The organism is Rhodovulum visakhapatnamense, from assembly GCF_004365965.1.
In the GTDB taxonomy this organism is placed as follows: domain Bacteria; phylum Pseudomonadota; class Alphaproteobacteria; order Rhodobacterales; family Rhodobacteraceae; genus Rhodovulum; species Rhodovulum visakhapatnamense.
On sequence record NZ_SOEB01000019.1, the window covers coordinates 32248 to 50243 of the forward strand.

The 17996-nt window shown below is 67.9% G+C and carries 18 protein-coding genes; 6 read left to right on the forward strand and 12 right to left on the reverse strand.

What is annotated here, in order from left to right:
* Window positions 1–20 precede the first annotated feature (20 nt).
* The 11 genes from EV657_RS15505 to EV657_RS15555 all read right to left on the reverse strand — a co-directional run bounded on the left by EV657_RS15505 (window position 21) and on the right by EV657_RS15555 (window position 9079).
* On the reverse strand, window positions 21–890 hold the full coding sequence (locus EV657_RS15505) for an urea carboxylase-associated family protein (protein WP_134078745.1): 870 nt from the start codon (window positions 888–890) through the stop codon (window positions 21–23).
* A gap of 10 nt (window positions 891–900) precedes the next feature.
* Entirely contained in the window at window positions 901–2094 is a 1194-nt protein-coding gene (locus tag EV657_RS15510) for a hypothetical protein (protein ID WP_134078747.1), read from the reverse strand.
* 10 nt (window positions 2095–2104) lie between these two features.
* Entirely contained in the window at window positions 2105–2884 is a 780-nt protein-coding gene (locus EV657_RS15515; protein ID WP_075786682.1) for a succinate dehydrogenase iron-sulfur subunit, read from the reverse strand.
* Window positions 2885–3057: 173 nt separating this feature from the next.
* Window positions 3058–4863 (reverse strand): succinate dehydrogenase flavoprotein subunit, encoded by a 1806-nt coding sequence (sdhA, locus tag EV657_RS15520; RefSeq protein ID WP_113670417.1) that lies wholly within the window; start codon window positions 4861–4863, stop codon window positions 3058–3060.
* Window positions 4864–4884: 21 nt separating this feature from the next.
* Window positions 4885–5256 (reverse strand): succinate dehydrogenase, hydrophobic membrane anchor protein, encoded by a 372-nt coding sequence (sdhD, locus tag EV657_RS15525; protein WP_134078748.1) that lies wholly within the window; start codon window positions 5254–5256, stop codon window positions 4885–4887.
* Window positions 5257–5270: 14 nt separating this feature from the next.
* The gene (sdhC, locus tag EV657_RS15530) at window positions 5271–5663 is read right to left on the reverse strand and encodes a succinate dehydrogenase, cytochrome b556 subunit (RefSeq protein ID WP_075786685.1); all 393 of its coding nucleotides are present in this window, start codon (window positions 5661–5663) and stop codon (window positions 5271–5273) included.
* A 149-nt stretch (window positions 5664–5812) separates the two neighbouring features.
* Window positions 5813–6286 carry a hypothetical protein gene (locus EV657_RS15535; RefSeq protein ID WP_134078750.1) on the reverse strand — a complete coding sequence of 158 codons (474 nt, stop codon included), beginning with the start codon at window positions 6284–6286 and terminating at the stop codon, window positions 5813–5815.
* Window positions 6287–6414: 128 nt separating this feature from the next.
* Window positions 6415–7449 carry a MaoC family dehydratase gene (locus EV657_RS15540; RefSeq protein WP_134078752.1) on the reverse strand — a complete coding sequence of 345 codons (1035 nt, stop codon included), beginning with the start codon at window positions 7447–7449 and terminating at the stop codon, window positions 6415–6417.
* A 3-nt stretch (window positions 7450–7452) separates the two neighbouring features.
* Window positions 7453–7656: a DUF1737 domain-containing protein gene (locus EV657_RS15545; RefSeq protein WP_075786687.1), complete on the reverse strand. Its 204-nt coding sequence runs from the start codon at window positions 7654–7656 to the stop codon at window positions 7453–7455.
* A complete protein-coding gene (locus tag EV657_RS15550) occupies window positions 7656–8222 on the reverse strand; it encodes an NnrU family protein (RefSeq protein WP_113670420.1) in 567 nt (188 codons plus the stop codon). The genes EV657_RS15545 and EV657_RS15550 overlap by 1 nt, the downstream gene beginning before the upstream one ends.
* Complete coding sequence (locus EV657_RS15555; RefSeq protein ID WP_075786689.1) at window positions 8222–9079, reverse strand: HpcH/HpaI aldolase/citrate lyase family protein; 858 nt, start codon at window positions 9077–9079, stop codon at window positions 8222–8224. Before EV657_RS15555 ends, EV657_RS15550 begins: the two co-directional genes overlap by 1 nt.
* A 193-nt stretch (window positions 9080–9272) precedes the next feature.
* Between EV657_RS15555 and EV657_RS15560 the strand changes: the two genes are divergently transcribed.
* Window positions 9273–9638 carry a hypothetical protein gene (locus tag EV657_RS15560; protein ID WP_075786690.1) on the forward strand — a complete coding sequence of 122 codons (366 nt, stop codon included), beginning with the start codon at window positions 9273–9275 and terminating at the stop codon, window positions 9636–9638.
* Between the two features lie 10 nt (window positions 9639–9648).
* Here EV657_RS15560 and EV657_RS15565 read toward each other — a convergent pair whose 3' ends face one another.
* Window positions 9649–10404: a sulfite exporter TauE/SafE family protein gene (locus EV657_RS15565; protein WP_243837662.1), complete on the reverse strand. Its 756-nt coding sequence runs from the start codon at window positions 10402–10404 to the stop codon at window positions 9649–9651.
* Window positions 10405–10593: 189 nt separating this feature from the next.
* Here EV657_RS15565 and mdh point away from each other — a divergent pair, with 189 nt between their 5' ends.
* The 5 genes from mdh to EV657_RS15590 all read left to right on the forward strand — a co-directional run bounded on the left by mdh (window position 10594) and on the right by EV657_RS15590 (window position 17971).
* Window positions 10594–11556 carry a malate dehydrogenase gene (gene mdh / locus EV657_RS15570; RefSeq protein ID WP_134078755.1) on the forward strand — a complete coding sequence of 321 codons (963 nt, stop codon included), beginning with the start codon at window positions 10594–10596 and terminating at the stop codon, window positions 11554–11556.
* Window positions 11540–12409 (forward strand): putative nucleotide-diphospho-sugar transferase, encoded by an 870-nt coding sequence (locus tag EV657_RS15575; RefSeq protein WP_134078757.1) that lies wholly within the window; start codon window positions 11540–11542, stop codon window positions 12407–12409. The genes mdh and EV657_RS15575 overlap by 17 nt, the downstream gene beginning before the upstream one ends.
* A gap of 308 nt (window positions 12410–12717) precedes the next feature.
* Window positions 12718–13425: a pirin family protein gene (locus tag EV657_RS15580; RefSeq protein ID WP_166673718.1), complete on the forward strand. Its 708-nt coding sequence runs from the start codon at window positions 12718–12720 to the stop codon at window positions 13423–13425.
* A 149-nt stretch (window positions 13426–13574) separates the two neighbouring features.
* Entirely contained in the window at window positions 13575–16382 is a 2808-nt protein-coding gene (locus EV657_RS15585; RefSeq protein WP_134078760.1) for a methyl-accepting chemotaxis protein, read from the forward strand.
* Window positions 16379–17971 (forward strand): chemotaxis protein CheW, encoded by a 1593-nt coding sequence (locus EV657_RS15590; RefSeq protein ID WP_134078762.1) that lies wholly within the window; start codon window positions 16379–16381, stop codon window positions 17969–17971. Before EV657_RS15585 ends, EV657_RS15590 begins: the two co-directional genes overlap by 4 nt.
* Window positions 17972–17996 lie beyond the last annotated feature (25 nt).

Consider the following 17996-nt stretch of genomic DNA (forward strand, 5'->3'; position numbering starts at 1 on the left):
TATTTGGGCCAAGAAGAAGATCAGAGCCCATGCGAGCGGTCGTAGGGCGCAGGCGTGGGCGGGGTCCAGCCGCCGAGCGCGCCCCCATCAAGCACAGCCGCGGCCGGGGCGAAGATCTCGGCGCCCAGCGGATGGCAGCGCGCTTGGTCCGTCGAGTTGCCGGTGCAATCGCCCCAGGGACAGGCGCTGAGCGCACAAAGCAGGTCGATCTCGGCGAAGAGGTCGAGATGGTCGCCCGGGCGGACCGGGCTGGCCTTGGTGAAATAGCGGTGGGTGTCGCGGGTGAAGCCCGTGCACATGAAGACGTTCAGCACGTCATGGACAAGGGGTTCGGCCGCGGCCGGGGCGAGGCCGGTTTCGGCGACGAGCGCCCGGATCAGGTTCGAATGGCAGCAACGGTGGAAGGGGGCGCCGCCAAGCCGGGCATTGGTATAGGGATCGCAGCGGGTGCCGATCACGTCATGGACCCCCGCGCCATCTGCGTCAAAACCGTACCAGCCGAGGCTGTCGGCGATGACGGTCGCCATCGGGCGCAGATGCGGGAAGCTCGACCAGAGCCGGTCCCCGGTGCCGACATGCGTGCCGTGCAGCGCGCGCGTCTTGCCGGAATAGAACCGCTCGGACAGGTCATGGGCGTTCCAGAGGTTCAGATCGCCGACCTGAGGCCCCTCGATGCAGGAAATCCGCAGCACATGGCCTGCCGGAACGCGGAAGGCCCGGGCGTCGCGGGCGGGGATCTCGAGCCGTTCGACCGGAGTCATGCCGGCCCTTAGCGCCGCATATAGCGCCATGGGCGGCGCGGGCAGGCTTTCGGGCGGGTAACAGACGACAGGGGCGGCGGACCGGCGCTCGGCGGCATCGGCGGGCTCGGGAAGAGGATCGGTCGGCATCGGGGGCTCCTTATTCAACCGGGCGGCCGAGCACCGCGATGACAAGCCCCAGCCCGCCCAGGGCGGCAAAGCCAACAGCGCGGCCGCCCTGCCCCGCCGAGCGCGCGGCCAGCGCCGCGATCGCGGCTTCCAGCGCATAGTAGAGCGCGAAGGCCCGCGAGGCATAGGAGATGATCGCGAAGACATCCGCCGTCCAGGTCAGCCCGATGCCCGCCGCAACCAGAACCGCATAGGCCGCGCGGTTGCCGATAAGGCCCTTCGAGCGTTCCGCGACCAGCCCGCCCGCGCCGGTCGTGTCGGCGACCGAGGCGCTGAACTGCGCGGCCAGCGCCGCCACCGTCAGCACCAGCGGCAGAAGCGGCGAAACCGCCGACGTCATGTCGATGATCGCGGTGTCGTCGAGCGCGCCCTTGCCCGGCGCAAAGCACAGCACCAGGAGCGTGACATAGACGAGATAGATCGCGGTCGAGACATATTGCGCGCCCCGCATCGAGCGGATCCTGAGATCGGCGTCATATTCGGCGCCAAGATAGCGCGAGGTCTCGAAGCCCTGAACCGTCACGATCAGCCCGAAGAACAGCGTCAGCGCGGCCCAGGGGCTCACGCTGGCGGGCGTCAGCACCGGGCCGGTCGTGGCGGCCGTCTCGCCGAAGAAAAGCCCGAGCCCGACCAGAAGCCCGCAGATCGCCGCGAGGTTCAGGCTGACCGCGTATTTCTCAAGCCCCTCCAGCGCCTTGAACCCTTTGGTGAGGCCGGTCGTGAGGATCAGCAGGAACACCGTCGTGGTCACCGCCCGCGCGGCCAGCGGCGTATCGAAGGGGGTCAGGCGGACCGCGAAGGCGCCCAGAAGATTCAGGTAATAGGCGACCGAGATGACGTAGGAAAAGGCCAGCGTCCAGCCTGCCGCCGTTTCGGCCAGGGCGCCGAGGCGACCCGGCGGGCTGCCATGCGCGCCCGCGGCGATGCTGTAGCGGATCGCGCCGCCGAAGCCGAAGGCGATCAGGGCCAGAAGCGCCATCGCGGCGGGGGACCAGATGCCGAGGCTCTGGTTCAGGATCGGCCCCAGCACCAGAAAGCCCGAGCCGATGATCGAGGCAAGCGGCGTCACCATCGCCCGCCAGAACCGCCAGCGCCGCATCGGCGGCGACAGGATCAGAAGAAGTCCTGCCGCCGCCGTGCCGAAGATCAGGACATCGCGCAGCACCGGGCGCGCGTCAGACCGTCCGCTCGACCATCATCTTCTTGATCGAGGCGATGGCCTTGGCCGGGTTCAGCCCCTTGGGACAGGTCTTGGTGCAGTTCATGATGGTGTGGCAGCGGTAAAGCTTGAACGGATCTTCCAGCGAATCCAGCCGCTCGCCAGTGGCCTCGTCGCGGCTGTCGATGATCCAGCGATAGGCATGCAGAAGGGCTGCCGGGCCCAGATACTTGTCGCCGTTCCACCAGTAGGACGGGCAGGAGGTCGAACAGCTGGCGCACATGATGCACTCGTACAGCCCGTCGAGCTTCTTGCGGTCCTCGATCGACTGCCGCCATTCCTTGGCAGGCGTGTTCGACTTGGTTTCGAGCCAGGGCATGACGCTGGCGTGCTGGGCATAGAAATGGGTGAGGTCCGGCACCAGATCCTTGACCACAGGCATGTGCGGCAGCGGGTAGATCTTCACGTCGCCCTTGATCTCGTCCATGCCACGGGTGCAGGCCAGCGTGTTGACCCCGTCGATATTCATCGCGCAGGACCCGCAGATGCCTTCGCGGCAGGACCGGCGGAAGGTCAGGGTCGGGTCGATCTCGTTCTTGATCTTGATCAGCGCGTCGAGAATCATCGGGCCGCAGGTGTCGAGATCGACGAAATAGGTGTCGACCCGCGGGTTCTCGCCGGTATCCGGGTCCCAGCGGTAGATCCGGAAGGTGCGGATATTGGTGGCACCCTGCGGCTTCGGCCAGGTCTTGCCGGTCTTCACGACCGAATTCTTGGGAAGCGTGAGTTCAACCATGGGTTCAACCTTTCTTGGCTAGACGCACAGGCGTTCGGTCTGGGGACCGCCGCGCCGGGCAACGGGCGCAGGGCGGCCAACACGGGGCATGGGGGCCCGAGCCTTGGCCCCCGAACGCCGGATCGCGTCGGGCCGCACCGTCGGCGGAAGGCTCGGCCCGACCATTCCCCGGCTCAGTAGACGCGCGCCTTGGGCGCGATCTTCTTCAGGTCGATGCCGCCATCCTCGGTGCGGGTCAGCGGGTCCAGATGCACCGGCCGGTAGGTCAGATCGACCGACGCGCCCTCGACGCGCGACAGCGAGTGCTTGCGCCAGTTGGCATCGTCGCGGTCGGGATAGTCCTCATGGGCATGGGCGCCGCGGCTTTCCTTGCGCGCCTCGGCCGCGACGACGGTCGCGAGAGCGTTCGGCATCAGGTTGGTCAGCTCCAGCGTTTCCATCAGGTCCGAGTTCCAGATCATCGACCGGTCCGACACCTTGATGTCGCCCAGCTTGCCCGCGACCGCGGTCATCTTCTCGACACCGTCGGCCAGCGACTTGTCGGTCCGGAAGACGGCCGCATCGGCCTGCATCGTCTTCTGCATTTCCAGCCGCAATTCGGCCGTCGTGACCGTGCCGTTCGCGTGACGCAGCCCGTCCATCCGGCCCAGCGCCTTGTCGATCGCGGCCTTCGACGGCAGCGGCACCGCGGTCGAGGGATCGACGATCTGCCCCGCGCGGATCGCGGCCGCCCGGCCGAAGACCACGAGGTCGATCAGCGAGTTCGACCCGAGCCGGTTCGCGCCATGGACCGAGGCGCAACCCGCCTCGCCCACCGCCATCAGGCCCGGCGCCACGCGGTCGGGATCTCCCTCGGCCGGGTTCAGCACCTCGCCCCAGTAGTTCGTGGGAATGCCGCCCATGTTGTAATGCACGGTCGGCAGAACCGGGATCGGCTCCTTGGTGACATCGACGCCCGCGAAGATCTTGGCGCTTTCGGAAATGCCCGGCAGGCGCTCGGCGAGCGTCTCGGGCGGCAGGTGGCTGAGGTTCAGGTGGATATGGTCCTTGTTCGCGCCCACACCCCGGCCCTCGCGGATCTCGATGGTCATGCAGCGCGACACGACATCGCGCGAGGCCAGATCCTTGTAGGTCGGCGCGTAGCGTTCCATGAACCGCTCGCCTTCCGCGTTGGTCAGATAGCCGCCCTCGCCGCGCGCGCCCTCGGTGATCAGGCAGCCCGATCCGTAGATGCCGGTCGGGTGGAACTGCACGAACTCCATGTCCTGCAAAGGCAGACCGGCCCGCGCGACCATGCCGCCGCCATCGCCGGTGCAGGTATGCGCCGAGGTGGCCGAGAAATAGGCGCGCCCGTAGCCGCCGGTCGCCAGCACCACCATCTTGGCGGCAAAGACATGCAGCGTGCCGTCATCGAGCTTCCAGGCCAGCACCCCCTGGCACTGCCCGTCCTCGGACATCAGAAGGTCGATGGCGAAGTATTCGATGAAGAACTCGGCCTTTTCCTTGAGGCTCTGGCCGTACAGCGTGTGCAGGATCGCATGGCCGGTGCGGTCGGCCGCGGCACAGGTGCGCTGCACCGGCGGGCCTTCGCCGAATTCGGTCGTATGGCCGCCGAAGGGACGCTGATAGATCTTGCCCGCCTCGGTGCGCGAGAAGGGCACGCCGTAATGTTCCAGTTCATAGACCGCCTTGGGCGCCTCGCGGACGAGGTATTCCATCGCGTCGGTATCGCCCAGCCAGTCCGACCCCTTCACGGTGTCGTACATGTGCCATTGCCAGTTGTCGGGCCCCATGTTGCCCAGGCTTGCGGCGATGCCGCCCTGGGCTGCCACCGTATGCGACCGGGTCGGGAAGACCTTGGTCACGCAGGCGGTGCGGAGGCCCTGTTCGGCCATGCCCAGCGTGGCGCGCAGACCGGCGCCGCCAGCCCCCACAACCACCACGTCATAGTCATGCGTCTCGTATTCGTAAGCGGCCATGAACCCTGCTCTCCGTTAGCTTCAGATCGCGATCCGGACGATCGCGTAAAGGCCCGCCGCTATCACCAGGTAGCTCAGGCAGATCACGGTCCACAGCATGACCTTGCGGGTCATGCCGCCCCAGTAGTCCTCGATCATCATCTGCGCGCCGCGGCGGAAATGCAGCATGCCGGCCGCGATGGTCAGACCAACGATCACCGCAGGGAACGGCTGCGACAGGGTGGCGACGACCTCTTCATAGGGCGCGCCCAGCGAGGTCCCGAGGATGAAGACGAAGAACGGGATCAGAAGGGTCAGACCGACGCCGCTGACATTCATGTACCAGTGGTGTTCGGTGCCTGCCTTCGACGCGCCTAGCCCTTCGGCACGCTTTCGGTCGGTGAGATAGCGCATGTCGCGGGCCTCCTTCAGAAGATCCACAGGGTGAGGACGGTCAGGACGGTCAGCACACCGGACCCGAAAATGACGATCCAGCCCAGCTTTTCGGCGGTCTCGAGTTCAAGCCCGTAGCCGTTGTCCCAGATGACGTGACGGATCCCTGCCAGCGTATGATACCAGAGCGCCCAGAGCGAGCCGAACATCACCAGATTGCCCAGCCACGAGGTCAGCACCCAGTCCGCGCGGGCGAAGGCTTCGGGTCCGGCACCGGCGGCGATCAGCCACCACACGATCAGCACCGCGCCGACGATAAGCGCATTGCCGGTCACGCGGGTAAAGATCGACGTCACCGACGTGATCTGCGGGCGGTAGATCTGAAGATGGGGGGAAAGCGGGCGGTTTCCCCGTTCGATGTCAGCCATGGGGTCCCTCTCGTGCTGGGGGTCTGCTGTGGGGCGATGTGATACCGGAATTTGAGGCGGAGTCACGGTGTGAACACTGAATTGCGCACGTTTTTCCGCTGCACCCGCGAAAAAAATGATGTTTGTGATCACGGCTTGACAGGTCGTGATCACGGTTTCAGATCTATTCCTTGTGATCCGGCAGGCAAAGCCAGCGAAAGCGGTACCCGACGCTTGGCACCTGCCGCACCAGCAGCAGCCGACAGATGTCGGTCCCGCTTTCGTAGCCGAGGAGCTTGCCGCCCCCAGCCGCAAAACCTTTCCATCGAAGGCCGGATCGGCATCCCCCAAGCCCCCCGCAGAACCGCCAGCAGGATGACGCGGCTGTCGCTGGCCTCGACCTGCCGGGTCTCGAGCACGGGCAGATCGAAGATGCCGAAGCTTCCGTGGGCGACCACGGCGGTCGCGTCGTCCGGCGGCCGCGCCGCCACCCGCGCCGCCTCGGTCACAATGGCCGCGCGTGCCGCAGCGTCGGTCGTATCGCCGACGATCCGGTCCATGCCGTCGGCGATCCGGGTCAGTCGGGCCAAGGCCCCTTCGGTCGCCCGGGGCAGCGGGTCGTTCAGGACGGTGGAGAAGCCCAAGGCCGCAAGGCCCGCCGTCGCGGCGCTGCCGACAGAGGTTCCGATCGAAACAAGCCTGTGCAACATCCGCGCAAATGAAAACGAGGGCCCGAAGACCCTCGCATCCTGGCACGAACCGGCCCTCTTCCCTAGACCGGCATCAGCGCCCAGTAATCGAGATCCAGCAGCACCTCGGGCCGGTACTTGCCCTCCTCGCCGCGCAGCGCGCCGGGCACGCCGCCCGCCTTGACCGCCACCAGCCGCAGCCGGATCGCGCCGACGCCCGGTGCCGACGTCTCGGCCTTGTCCAGCACCTCGGACCAGGCGCGGACCGTATCGCCCGCGAAACACGGGTTGGCATGGGCACCGCCGTTCAGCCCGACGATCATCTGCGCATTGGCCAGTCCGTTGAAGGACAGCGCGCGGGCCAGGCTGATGATATGACCGCCATAGATCAGCCGCCGGCCATCTTCGCGGAAAGTGGCGTCGAAATGCACCTTGGCGGTGTTCTGCCAGAGCCGGGTGGCCTGCATGTGCTCGGCCTCCTCGACGGTCACGCCGTCGACATGGTCGATCACCTCGCCGATCTCGTAATCGGCCATCCGGTGCGGCTCGCCCGCCAGGATGAAATCGTAGCCGGTGAAATCGAGCCCCTCGGGCACCACCAGATCGCTTGCCGCCACGGCCTTGGCGAGGTCGGGCACGACCGTTTCGGGCGCGGGGGCCCCCTGGTCGCGCTTGCGCACCATCACCCAGCGCACATAGTCGAGCACCAGCTCGTCGCGCTGGTTCAGCCCCCGGGTCCGCACCCAGACCACGCCCGACTTGCCGTTCGAGTTCTGCTTGAGCCCGATCACCTCGGATTGCGACCGAAGCGTATCGCCCGCCCGCACGGGACGGTGCCAGCGCCCCTCGGCATAGCCCAGATTGGCCACCGCGTTCAGCGAGATATCGGGCACCGTCTTGCCGAAGACCGTATGGAACGCGATCAGATCGTCCAGCGGGGCCGCGCCCAGACCGCAGGCGGCCGCGAAGGCATCCGAGGAACAAAGCGCATGCCGCGCCGGATACAGCGCGTGATACAGCGCGCGCTCGCCCCCCGACAGGGTGCGCGGCACGGCATGGGCGATCACCTGCCCCACCGCGTAATCCTCGAAGAAACGGCCCGGATTGGTCTTGGCCATGGCTCAGAGTTCTCCCAGTTTCAGGTCGGGGGCGCACTCGCCCTCGACATCCTTCACAACCGCCTGGGCACAGCGCATCTTGCCGGTCGCAGGGTCATGCGCATAGGCGGGCGAGCCGTAAAGCGCCCAGCCCTGCGCCAGAGCCGCCGTCACCTTGTGGCAGAAGGCCGGGGTATCCTCCTCGGTCAGCAGGCGGTAGGCTTGCATCACGACGCCATCGGCAGCGGCATCACGCCCGCCCAGATGTGCAGAAGGATGATGACGACATAAAGCGCGACCGCGATCCCCGCGAGCCGCAGGTCGCCTTTCAGCGAGCCGCCGGTATAGCGGGTGACACCCTTCTCGGTCTTGTTGATCAGCACGATCTCGGCCACAGCCCAGGCGCAGAGCCCGCCGAACAGGACGATCGAGGCAAGGTCCCAGTTCACCAGCAGATGCGCCACCGCCCAGGTGATGAAGCCGTACAGCATCGGGTGGCGGAACCATTGCCGCGCATGGCTTTTCGAGCTGCCGACCCCGAAGAGCGCGACCGCGCCCAGCATCAGCGTGTTGTTCACGTGGATCAGCCAGGACGGCCCGGCAAAGCGCTGCGGCAGCCCGGCGGACTGGTAGCCGATCACCATCAGCACGACCGACACCACCAGCGGCACCGCGAACAGCGCCTTCGACGCCATGCCCAGCTTGTCGTCCAGCATCGCGCGGACGCCCGGGAAGAGCCGCTTGAAGAGATGCGCAAAGCTCCAGAGAGCCACGCCGAGGATAAGAAGAAACATCAGACCGCCTCCAGTTCTGCAATCGCGGCCGCCTTGGCCAGCGTCTCTCTGGCCGTAACGATATGCAGGTTCTCGACAATGCGGCCATCCACCACGGCGACACCCTGCCCGGCGCGCTCGGCCTCCTCGAAGGCGGCGATCTGGCGGCGGGCCAGGTCGATCTCGGACTCGGTGGGCGCGAAGGCGGCATTGGCGATGGCCACCTGCGCCGGATGGATCAGGGTCTTGCCGTCAAAGCCCAGATCGCGGCCCTGATCGCATTCGGCCTTCAGCCCGGCCTCGTCCTTGAAGGCGTTGTAGACCCCGTCGACCGCGACGATGCCATGGGCGCGCGCGGCCAGCAGGCAATGGGTCAGGCTCGCGGTCAGCGCCAGCCGGTCGGGCCGGAACCGGCAGCCCAGCTCCTTGGCCAGGTCGTTGGTGCCCATCACGAAGCCTTCAAGCCGCGGATGCGCGGCCAGCGCGGCGGCGTTCAGGATGCCCCTGGGCGTCTCCATCATCGCCCAAAGCGGCACATCCGGGATCGCGGCCGCCAGATCGTCCAGTTGGGCCGTGGTCTCGACCTTCGGCAGCAGCACCGCATCGGCCCCCGCTCCGGCAATGGCCGCGACGTCGTCCCGGCCCCAGGGCGTGTCGAAGCCGTTCACCCGCACGATCTTGAACCGGCCGCCATAACCGCCCGCCCTTAGCGTCTCGGCCAGCAGCGTCCGCGCCGCGGGCTTCTCCTCGACCGCGACGGCGTCCTCGAGATCGAAGATGATCGCGTCGACCGGCAGGCCCCGCGCCTTGTCAAGCGCGCGGTCCTTGGAACCGGGAATGTACAGCACCGAACGGAAGGGGCGGGCGCGCGGGTCCATTGATTCTCCTCCGGAGTCATTTTGTTGCGCAAACCAACACGGCAGAGTCAGAAGGCGCAACCCTTTTTGCGCCGCGCCGCAGAAAATGCAACGCGCGCCCCGCTAGGGCGGCCTTGGCGAAGCTCACGCAATCCTGTGCGCAAGCTAGTGTTTCCGTCCGTCCCAGCCCCAGCTTCCGCGAAAGGAGCCCGCCATGCGCGCCCCCCTGCCCCTTTGCCGTCCCCTGTCCGGCCGCCCCGCACTTGCACTGGCGGCGGCACTGGTCGTCTGGCCCGTGCTTGCCCTGCCCGTACCGGCCGGGGCGCAAACCCAAGTTCAGTCCCAGGCCCAGCGCCAGTGCGGCCCGCGCGAGGGCATCCTGTCCCAGCTGCGCGACCGCTATGGCGAGTCGCGTCAGGCGATGGGGCTGGCCGCCAACAATGCGGTGGTCGAGGTCTTCGCCAATACCCAGACCGGCACCTGGACCGTCACCGGCACCTTTGCCAACGGCCTGACCTGCCTGATCGCCAGCGGCGGGTCCTTCGAGACGCTGGACGAGCCGTCGGGCCAGGGGCTTTAGGCGCGGCGCCTCAGGTCAGCCCGTCCCACAGAAGCTTCGCCCCGGTCAGCGTCAGCGCGACATAGGTGATGCCGAAGAACCAGCGCTCCGGCACCAGCCGGTGCGCCCGCACCCCCAGCCAGACGCCCAGGATAGCGACCGGCGCCAGCAGCAGCACCGCCAACCAAGTGTCGGGAGTGAAGATGCCGAGAAAGGCATAGGGGCCGAATTTAAGCAGGTTGATCGCCCAGAAGACCAGCACCGTGGTCGCCTGAAACGTGGTCTTGTCCAGCCGCTGCGACAGCAGATAGACGGCGACCGGCGGCCCTCCGGCATGGCTGACGAAGCTGGTGAACCCGGCCACGGCACCTGAAATCGCCCCGGCAGGCCGCCCGAAGGGCTTTTCCCGCGCCGGGATCAGCTTCATCCTGACCGCCAGCTGAAAGCCCACGAAGCCAAGCGCCACCAGCCCGATCAGCACCCGGAAGACATCCGGGTCGGTCAGATGGAACACCGCCGCCGCCAGCGCAATGCCCGGCACCGCCCCCAGGATCAGCACCCGCGCCGCCCCCCCGCCCCAGCGCCGCCAGTAGGGCCGGAGCGCGGTCACGTCCATCAGCATCAGAAGCGGCAGCGTCACCCCCAGCGCCACCGCCGGGCCCAGAATCACGACCATCACCGCCGAACCGGCGAAGGCCACCCCGCCGCCGAAGCCGCCTTTCGAGAGGCCCGCGAACAGGATGGCCGGGATCGTGACGGCAAAGAAGAACGGATCGAAGTCGATCACTTCAGGGACCTCCGGGCGTCGGAACAGGCACGAACGGGTCTTGTCCGCCCGTCTTGCCCGCCGGTCTAGCCCATCGGCGCGCCCGGCGGAACCGTCTGGACAGGTCTGCTGCATTGCGGCAGCCTTGCGCCGAAGGCGCCAAAGGACTAGGCATCGCGCCGGAACCAACCAATCGGGGAACAATCAGACATGGCCAGACCCAAGATCGCTCTCATCGGCGCGGGGCAGATCGGCGGCACGCTCGCCCATCTCGCCGCGATCAAGGAACTGGGCGACGTCGTTCTTTTCGACATCGCCGATGGGGTGCCCCAGGGCAAGGCGCTCGACATCGCCGAGTCCGGCCCCTCCGAAGGCTTCGATGCGGCGCTGAAGGGCACCACCGATTACGCCGACATCGCGGGCGCCGATGTCTGCATCGTGACGGCCGGCGTGCCGCGCAAGCCCGGCATGAGCCGCGACGACCTGCTGGGCATCAACCTCAAGGTCATGAAATCGGTCGGCGAAGGCATCCGCGACAACGCCCCGAACGCCTTCGTGATCTGCATCACCAACCCGCTCGACGCGATGGTCTGGGCGCTGCAGCAATATTCGGGCCTGCCCGCCGAGAAGGTCGTCGGCATGGCCGGTGTGCTGGACAGCGCGCGCTTCCGCCACTTCCTGAGCCTCGAGTTCAATGTCTCGATGAAGGACGTGAGCGCCTTCGTGCTGGGCGGCCATGGCGACACCATGGTGCCCCTGACCCGCTATTCGACCGTCGGCGGCATCCCGCTTCCCGACCTGGTGCAGATGGGCTGGACCACCCAGGACAAGCTTGACGCCATCGTGCAGCGCACCCGCGACGGCGGCGCCGAGATCGTCGGCCTGCTGAAGACCGGTTCGGCCTTCTACGCCCCCGCCACCTCGGCGATCGAGATGGCCGAGGCCTATCTGAAGGATCAGAAACGCCTGCTGCCCTGCGCGGCCTGGGTGGACGGCGCGCTCGGGCTCAAGGGCCTTTACGTGGGCGTTCCCACCGTGATCGGTGCCGGCGGCATCGAGCGCGTGGTCGACATCAAGCTCGACAAGCCGGAGCAGGAGATGTTCGACAAGTCGGTCGACGCCGTGCGCGGCCTGGTCGAGGCCTGCAAGGCCATCGATGACAGCCTCGCCTGAGCCTCTCGCCGCCGACTGGCGCACCGAGATCGACTACGCCGCAGATGACTGCGGCGTAGTTCTTTCCGCTTCGGGCGATGTCTATATCCGGCTCGCCGAACAGGCGGCGGCCTCGGTCCGGGCCACCAATCCCGGCCTGAGGGTCGATCTTTTCTGCGACGGCGAGGCCACGCCCGGCGTCTTCGACGAAGTGCATGTGCTCTCGCGGTCATTTTACCGGCCGAAATTCGAGGCAGCGCTCAGGTCGCGGTTCCAGCGGACGCTGCTGATCGACGTCGACCTGGTGCTGACCGCCGATGTCAGCGACATGTTCTGGGTGCTGAACAAGTACGACCTGGCCGCCTGCCAGGTGCAGAACCGCAACCAGCGCTTTGCCAACCGGTTCTGGCGGCGCAACTTTCCCAATGCCTTCCCGCAGATCAATAGCGGCGTCATCGCCTTCCGCCGCAACGAGAAGACGACGCGCTTCTTCGAGGATTGGCAATATCTGGTGGCCGAGGTCCGCAAGGGCGGCGCCGATCAGCCGGTGCTGCGCGAACTGCTGTGGGAAAGCGATCTGGCGGTGCATGTGCTGCCCGAGGAATACAACCTCCGCAAGCACGAGCGGCTTTACACCAGCAACTGGACGGTCCCCGCGCCGCGCATCCTGCACAGCCAGCGCTTCGTGCGCAACGCCAAGGCGGGCAAGGACATCTCTCCGCGCGGCGTCTATGGCTGGCCGCTCATGGCGCTGCTGCGCAACCAGATCCGCGGCGACAAGCAGCTGACCTCGGACAGTCAGCGCACCGCAGGCAGCCTCGGGGCAGTCCTTCGTCGACGCCTTTTCGGCGGCCGGTCGGGCCTGTCCTCCTGACCTGATCCCGGCCCACCGGTCGGCCAATCTGCGCACAGCCCCTGTGAGCTGCTGGCCAGTCGCGTCCGCCGCCCCGGCCCCCATTTTTCCGCAAGACGCCGGGCCGGGGCGCGCACACACGCGCCCCGGCCCGGCAAGCGTGCTCGGGTTGCCAACCGAACGTCCCTTCGCCCGGACAGTCCGGCATATCTGTCATGCACCGCCCAACCCTCCGCCCCCCCCTTGGCCAGGTGCCAGAGGGCATTCCGCCTGCGCCTCGGCTCCATGTCCGCCAAGCCCTTGTCCTACAAGCGGAAAGGAGCCCCCAGATGCCGATCCTGATCCATGAGAACATGAGCCGCGGCCGCACCCGGACGGGCTGGCTCGACGCCTTTCACAGCTTTTCCTTCGGCGGGTTCCACGACCCGGCCCGGATGGGCTTCGGTCGGCTCCGCGTGTTGAACGAGGACCGGATCGTCCCCGGCGCGGGCTTCCCCACCCATGACCATGCCGATATCGACATCCTGACGCTGGTGCTGGTGCTGGTGCTGTCGGGCCGGGTCCGCCATGCCGACAGCCTTGGCAACCGTTTCGAGATCGGACCGGGCGAACTGCAGCTGATGCGCGCGGGCCGGGGCGTCACGCATTCCGACCCGAACCCCTCGCCCGACGATCCTGTCCATCTGCTGCAGATCTGGCTGATCCCTGACCGCACCGGCGGCACGCCCTCCTACCGGCGCATCGCCCGGCCCGAGGCCCGGACCGAGCCGGTCCTGCTGGCCGCAGGCAGCCATGGCGGGGCGCCGCTGGACCTGGGGGCCGACAGCCGGGTGCTGTTCGCCCGCCCCGCGGCCGGGACCGGGACCCGGCTCGAAGTCGCCCCCGGTCGCAAGGTCTTCGTGCACCTGGTGGAGGGGCTCGCCGCCATCGAGGACGAACGGCTCGTGGCAGGCGACGGGCTGCAGCTTGCGGATACGCCGCCGCCGCTGACCTGGCGGACAGACGGCGCGATCCTGATCTTCGACATGGCCCCCTGAAAGGGGGCAGGTCCAGGCCGCGCCTCTCTGGGCGACCCGAGATCGCTCGGAGTTTCGGAAACCTCGTCTTAAGTGTCGCAGGCTAAGACGGTCGCCGACAGCACCGCGGCAGAAACGCCGCGAGCGCCTCGCACCGCGAAGGACCGGAAATGACCTCGAACGCCGAAGCCGCGCAAGACGCCCCTGATTTCGCCACCGCCCTGGCCCAGGCCCTTGGCGCGCAGATCCTCAACGATGCCTATGTGCTGAGCTTCGACATGGAGACGCGGTGCCTGGTCGCGGCCAGCGACGCCACGGTGTTCCTTCTGGACCTGTCCGAGGACGCGCTGGAGGTGAACGATTTCGCCAGCCTCGTCGCCGTCCCCGGCCAGACCTCGGATGATCTCTGGGACCGCGCCGTCGCCGGGACCGAGCCGGTCTGGTCCGGCCGCTTCATCGGCTGCCGGTCGGGCAGCACCCATGCGATGCAGATGCGCAGCGTGGTCGTGGTCTGCGCCGATGGCAGCCTCCGGCTTTCGGTCATCGGCCATCCCGCGCCCGAATCGGCGGCGGACCAGGCCGGGCGCTGGTCGCCGCTCGAGGCCGCCGTTGGCCTGATCGCCTTCGATGCCGGCGGCACCGTGATCGAGGTCAACGACCGCGCTGCGGCGCTTCTGGGCCAGACCGGCGCCGCGCTGGCCGGGCGGCCGCATCGCGACCTCTGGCCCGACGCCGCAACGGACGCCCCCGGCTATGACGGTTTCTGGGCCCGGCTGCGCCAGGGTCAGATCGTCGAGGGGCGCCATCCCCACCGCACCGGAACGGGCGGCACCGTCTGGCTGCGCTCGGCCTATGTTCCGGTCCGCGCCGCCAATGGCGCGGTCGACCGGGTGCTGCAATGCCTGCTGGACGTCGATGCCGATGCCCGGACCGCCCGGGCAGAACGTGAAATCGCGACGCTGTGCGAAACCGGGCTCGCCACCGCGCGCTACGATGCCGAGGGGCATCTGACCCAGGCCTCGGCCCCGATGTGCGCGCTTCTGGGGCAGGAGGCCGAAGGCCTTGTCGGCAAGCACATGCGCCGTCTGGTCTCAAACGGCTTCTCGCGTGGCAAGCCCTTTGCCGAAGCCTGGGCCGCGCTCGGCCGGGGCGAGCGCGTGGCACTCGACATCCCGCACACCGTCCGCGGCCAGGACACGGCCTGGACGCGGTCGCAGCTGCTGCCCCTGACCGATTCCGAGGGCGGATTCGCCGGAGCCTTCGAGATCGCAGTCGACATCACCCATGAAAAGCAGGATCTCGACCGGCTCGGCGCCCGTCAGGCTGCGCTCGACAGCCGCATCGCCATGGCCGAATTCCGCCCCGACGGCACGCTGATCGAGGCCAGCACCGGGTTCTGCAAGCTGCTGGGGATTGCAGCCTCCGATCTCGACTCGCGCAGCCACAAAAGCTTTGTGCCGTCCGACTGTGCCGACTCGCGCCGCCATGACGACTTCTGGGACCGTATCCTGCGCGGCGAGCCGGTTTCCGGCACCGTCCGGCGGCACGGCCCCGACGGACGCGCAGTCTGGCTGTCGTCTTGCTATCTGCCGCTGACCGACGCCGATGACGGCGAGGTGCGGTCGGTGCTCTTCATCGGCCATGACGTGACCGAAGCCCGTCAGGCCGAGGCCGAAGCCGAGGGCAAGCTGCACGCGCTCGACCGCGCGATGATGGTTGTCGAATACGATCTGACCGGCCGCATCCTTTCCGCCAACGGCACTTTCCTCGACACTTTGGGCCACCGGATCGAGGATATCCGCGGTCGTGGCCTTGGTCTTTTCCTCGACCAGGACCGCGTGAAAGACGGCGCGGACAGCCGGTTCTGGGAGGATCTGCGCGAACGCGACGGGTTCAAGGGCGAGGTTCTCTGGGTCGATGCCGACGGGCGCGAGGTCTGGCTTCAGACCGTTTTCCATCCGGTCGCCGACCCCGACGGTCGCCCCGGGCGGGTGGTCCAGATCGCCGTCGACATCACCGCGGCGAAACGCCGGACGCTTGATCTCGAGGGCAGATGGCAGGCCGCGCTGAACCATCAGGCGGTGGTCGAATTCGACCCCGAGGGCAAGATCCTTCAGGCCAACGAGGGGTTCCTGCGGCTGGTCGGGCATTCGCTCCGCGAAGTGGCAGGCCAGTCGCACAGTTCGTTCTGTGCGGGCGACTACATCCGCTCGACCGCCTATACCGATTTCTGGATGGCGCTGCGCAAGGACGAGCCGCAATCGGGCCGCTATCACCATATCGCCCGCTTCGACCGCGACCTCTTCCTGCTGGCCCACTACACGCCACTGAAGAACTGCCGCGGCGAGGTCGAGCGGGTGGTCATGTGCGGCTACGACATCTCGGCTCAGGTCGCGCTGGAAACCGCCACCGCCGCCCAGGCCCGTGCTCTGGCCGAAGAAATCGAAAGCCTGCGCAAGGTCAACGACACCCTGCGCGACGATGCCGACCTGCTGACCCGCACCAACGAAAAGCTGCAAGACAGCGCCCAGAACGGGGACCGTCTGCTCGACGGCGCGCTTACCGAGATGCGCACCGCCCGCGAAGCCGCCGACAAGGTCACCGGGATTGTCGATCTGGTGGGCGACATCGCGGTCCAGACGAACCTGCTGGCCTTCAACGCGGCCATCGAGGCGGCGCGGGCCGGGGAACACGGGGCGGGGTTCTCGATCGTGGCTGACGAGGTGCGCAAGCTCGCCGAGCGCAATGGCGAAGCCGCACGCGAGATTTCCCGGCATATCGAACGCGCCAATGAAAGCATCCTGCGCTCGGCCTCAGGCACCGAACAGACACTGGAACGGATCCGCGCCATCGGCAGCATGGCCCAAGAGGCCATCGGCGGGCTCACCCAGATGGCGGCCCATGCCGGGGCAGGCGAATCCGCCGCCGCCTCCCTGTCGCGTCTGGCCGGAGAACTCGGCCAGGCCGCCGCAGAATGACCGAGACCGCGCCCGTCCCCGACAGCGCCCCCGACCGCGAGGCGACCTATGCGCTGATGGAGGTGGGCGGCGGGGTGATCGGCATCGACATAGCGCATCTGTCCGAGGTCTATCCGATCGACGCGCTTTCGCCGCTTCTGGTGGCGCATCCGGCGCTGATGGGCGCGATCCGCCTGCGCGGCCATATCATTCCGCTGGTCGATCCGCGGGCGGTCTCGGGGATCGGCCCGGTGGGCGACGCTCCCGGCATCGCCGCGATCCTGGCCCGGGGCGACCGCGTCGTCGCGCTGGCGGTGAACGCGGTTTCGGGCCTCGCCCGGCTCAGACGCGACGACGTGCAGGGGCTTGCCTCGGGCGATACCGCGGCGCCCTTCTTCGTGGGGGGCTTCTTTCATGGCGGCAAGCTGGTGAACGTCGTCGACCCCGCAGCGATCTTCGCTCTGGGCGGCCTGCCCACCGCCACCCGGTTCCGACGCGACGAAGGCGACCGCGGCGCGACCGGCGAGGGGCGCGCCTATCTGACCTTCCGGGCGGGGGGCGCCACCTTCGCCGCCCCGGCGGTCGAGGTGCATCGCACGCTTCCGCGCCAGGACATCGAACGCAACGCCCTGACAGGCGGCGACTGCCTTGGATCGGTCACCGTGAACGGGCTGCGCATCCCGGTGCTGGACGCCCCCGGCATCCTCGGGCTCGGCGCCGCGCGCGAGCGGCCCAACCCCGAAATCGTCGTCTTCAGCTTTTCGGGCGACCGGCTGATCGGCCTCGCGGTCGATGTCATCAGCAACATCGCAACCTTGCGCCAGAAGGATCTGCACGCGGCACCTGCGCTTCTGGGCGGCGGTGCCGGCAGTATCGGCGCCGTTGCCGTCGCCTCGGACGGCGCGCAGACCTACGTGATAAGGGTCGAGCGCCTGCGCGAGATGAAGGGGCTGCAGGCCATCGCCGAGATGTCGGCGCCGGTGGCACCGCAGGCCACCCGGCCAGGTCCGCCGGCCTCTGGGTCCGCGGCCGACACGGCGCCGTCGGACCAACATGACACCCTCGAACCCGCGCCGGATACCGGCCCCTTGGACGAGACCGGGATAGCGGCTGAAACGGCGCCAGAAACCGACGTGCTCCCCTCGCCCGACGCCCTGTTCCGCGACCGGCGCCGCTATCTGATCTTCCAGGCCGGAACCGCCCATGCCGCCCCGATCGAATCGATTGCACGCATCATCGAGCCGCCAGCCACGATCACGCCGATCGCCCATCCGTTCCCCGGTGTTCTCGGCTTCTTCCCGGTCGACGGGGCGACCACCACCCTCGTCTGCCTGTCGCGTTTTCTGGGTGCAGGAGCACCGCGCAAGGGACAGCATCAAAGGGTGCTGCTGGTCGGATCGGGCGACCGCCGCATCGGCTTTCTGGTGCCCTCGGTCGAGGGGATCGAGGCTGCGACCTGGCGCGCGCTCAACACCGCCGCTGCCCCGTTCCGCGAACAGATGGTCAGCCTCGGGCGGGGCGCCGATCTTCGGGTCCTGCCCTGCCTCGACATCTGCCGACTGGCCGTCGACATCGCCGAACGGTTTCACGACCACAACGTCTACGCCTGACGCGGACGGGGCCGCCTGGCGGGGT

Excerpts from the sequence above, each read along its gene's own strand:
- EV657_RS15545 (WP_075786687.1), bottom strand. The coding sequence starts at position 7,656 with ATGCAAGCCTACCGCCTGCTGACCGAGGAGGATACCCCGGCCTTCTGC.
- sdhA (WP_113670417.1), bottom strand. The coding sequence starts at position 4,863 with ATGGCCGCTTACGAATACGAGACGCATGACTATGACGTGGTGGTTGTG.
- EV657_RS15575 (WP_134078757.1), top strand. The coding sequence starts at position 11,540 with ATGACAGCCTCGCCTGAGCCTCTCGCCGCCGACTGGCGCACCGAGATC.
- mdh (WP_134078755.1), top strand. The coding sequence starts at position 10,594 with ATGGCCAGACCCAAGATCGCTCTCATCGGCGCGGGGCAGATCGGCGGC.
- sdhC (WP_075786685.1), bottom strand. The coding sequence starts at position 5,663 with ATGGCTGACATCGAACGGGGAAACCGCCCGCTTTCCCCCCATCTTCAG.
- EV657_RS15580 (WP_166673718.1), top strand. The coding sequence starts at position 12,718 with ATGCCGATCCTGATCCATGAGAACATGAGCCGCGGCCGCACCCGGACG.
- sdhD (WP_134078748.1), bottom strand. The coding sequence starts at position 5,256 with ATGCGCTATCTCACCGACCGAAAGCGTGCCGAAGGGCTAGGCGCGTCG.
- EV657_RS15505 (WP_134078745.1), bottom strand. The coding sequence starts at position 890 with ATGCCGACCGATCCTCTTCCCGAGCCCGCCGATGCCGCCGAGCGCCGG.
- EV657_RS15590 (WP_134078762.1), top strand. The coding sequence starts at position 16,379 with ATGACCGAGACCGCGCCCGTCCCCGACAGCGCCCCCGACCGCGAGGCG.
- EV657_RS15515 (WP_075786682.1), bottom strand. The coding sequence starts at position 2,884 with ATGGTTGAACTCACGCTTCCCAAGAATTCGGTCGTGAAGACCGGCAAG.
- EV657_RS15555 (WP_075786689.1), bottom strand. The coding sequence starts at position 9,079 with ATGGACCCGCGCGCCCGCCCCTTCCGTTCGGTGCTGTACATTCCCGGT.
- EV657_RS15550 (WP_113670420.1), bottom strand. The coding sequence starts at position 8,222 with ATGTTTCTTCTTATCCTCGGCGTGGCTCTCTGGAGCTTTGCGCATCTC.
- EV657_RS15540 (WP_134078752.1), bottom strand. The coding sequence starts at position 7,449 with ATGGCCAAGACCAATCCGGGCCGTTTCTTCGAGGATTACGCGGTGGGG.
- EV657_RS15560 (WP_075786690.1), top strand. The coding sequence starts at position 9,273 with ATGCGCGCCCCCCTGCCCCTTTGCCGTCCCCTGTCCGGCCGCCCCGCA.
- EV657_RS15585 (WP_134078760.1), top strand. The coding sequence starts at position 13,575 with ATGACCTCGAACGCCGAAGCCGCGCAAGACGCCCCTGATTTCGCCACC.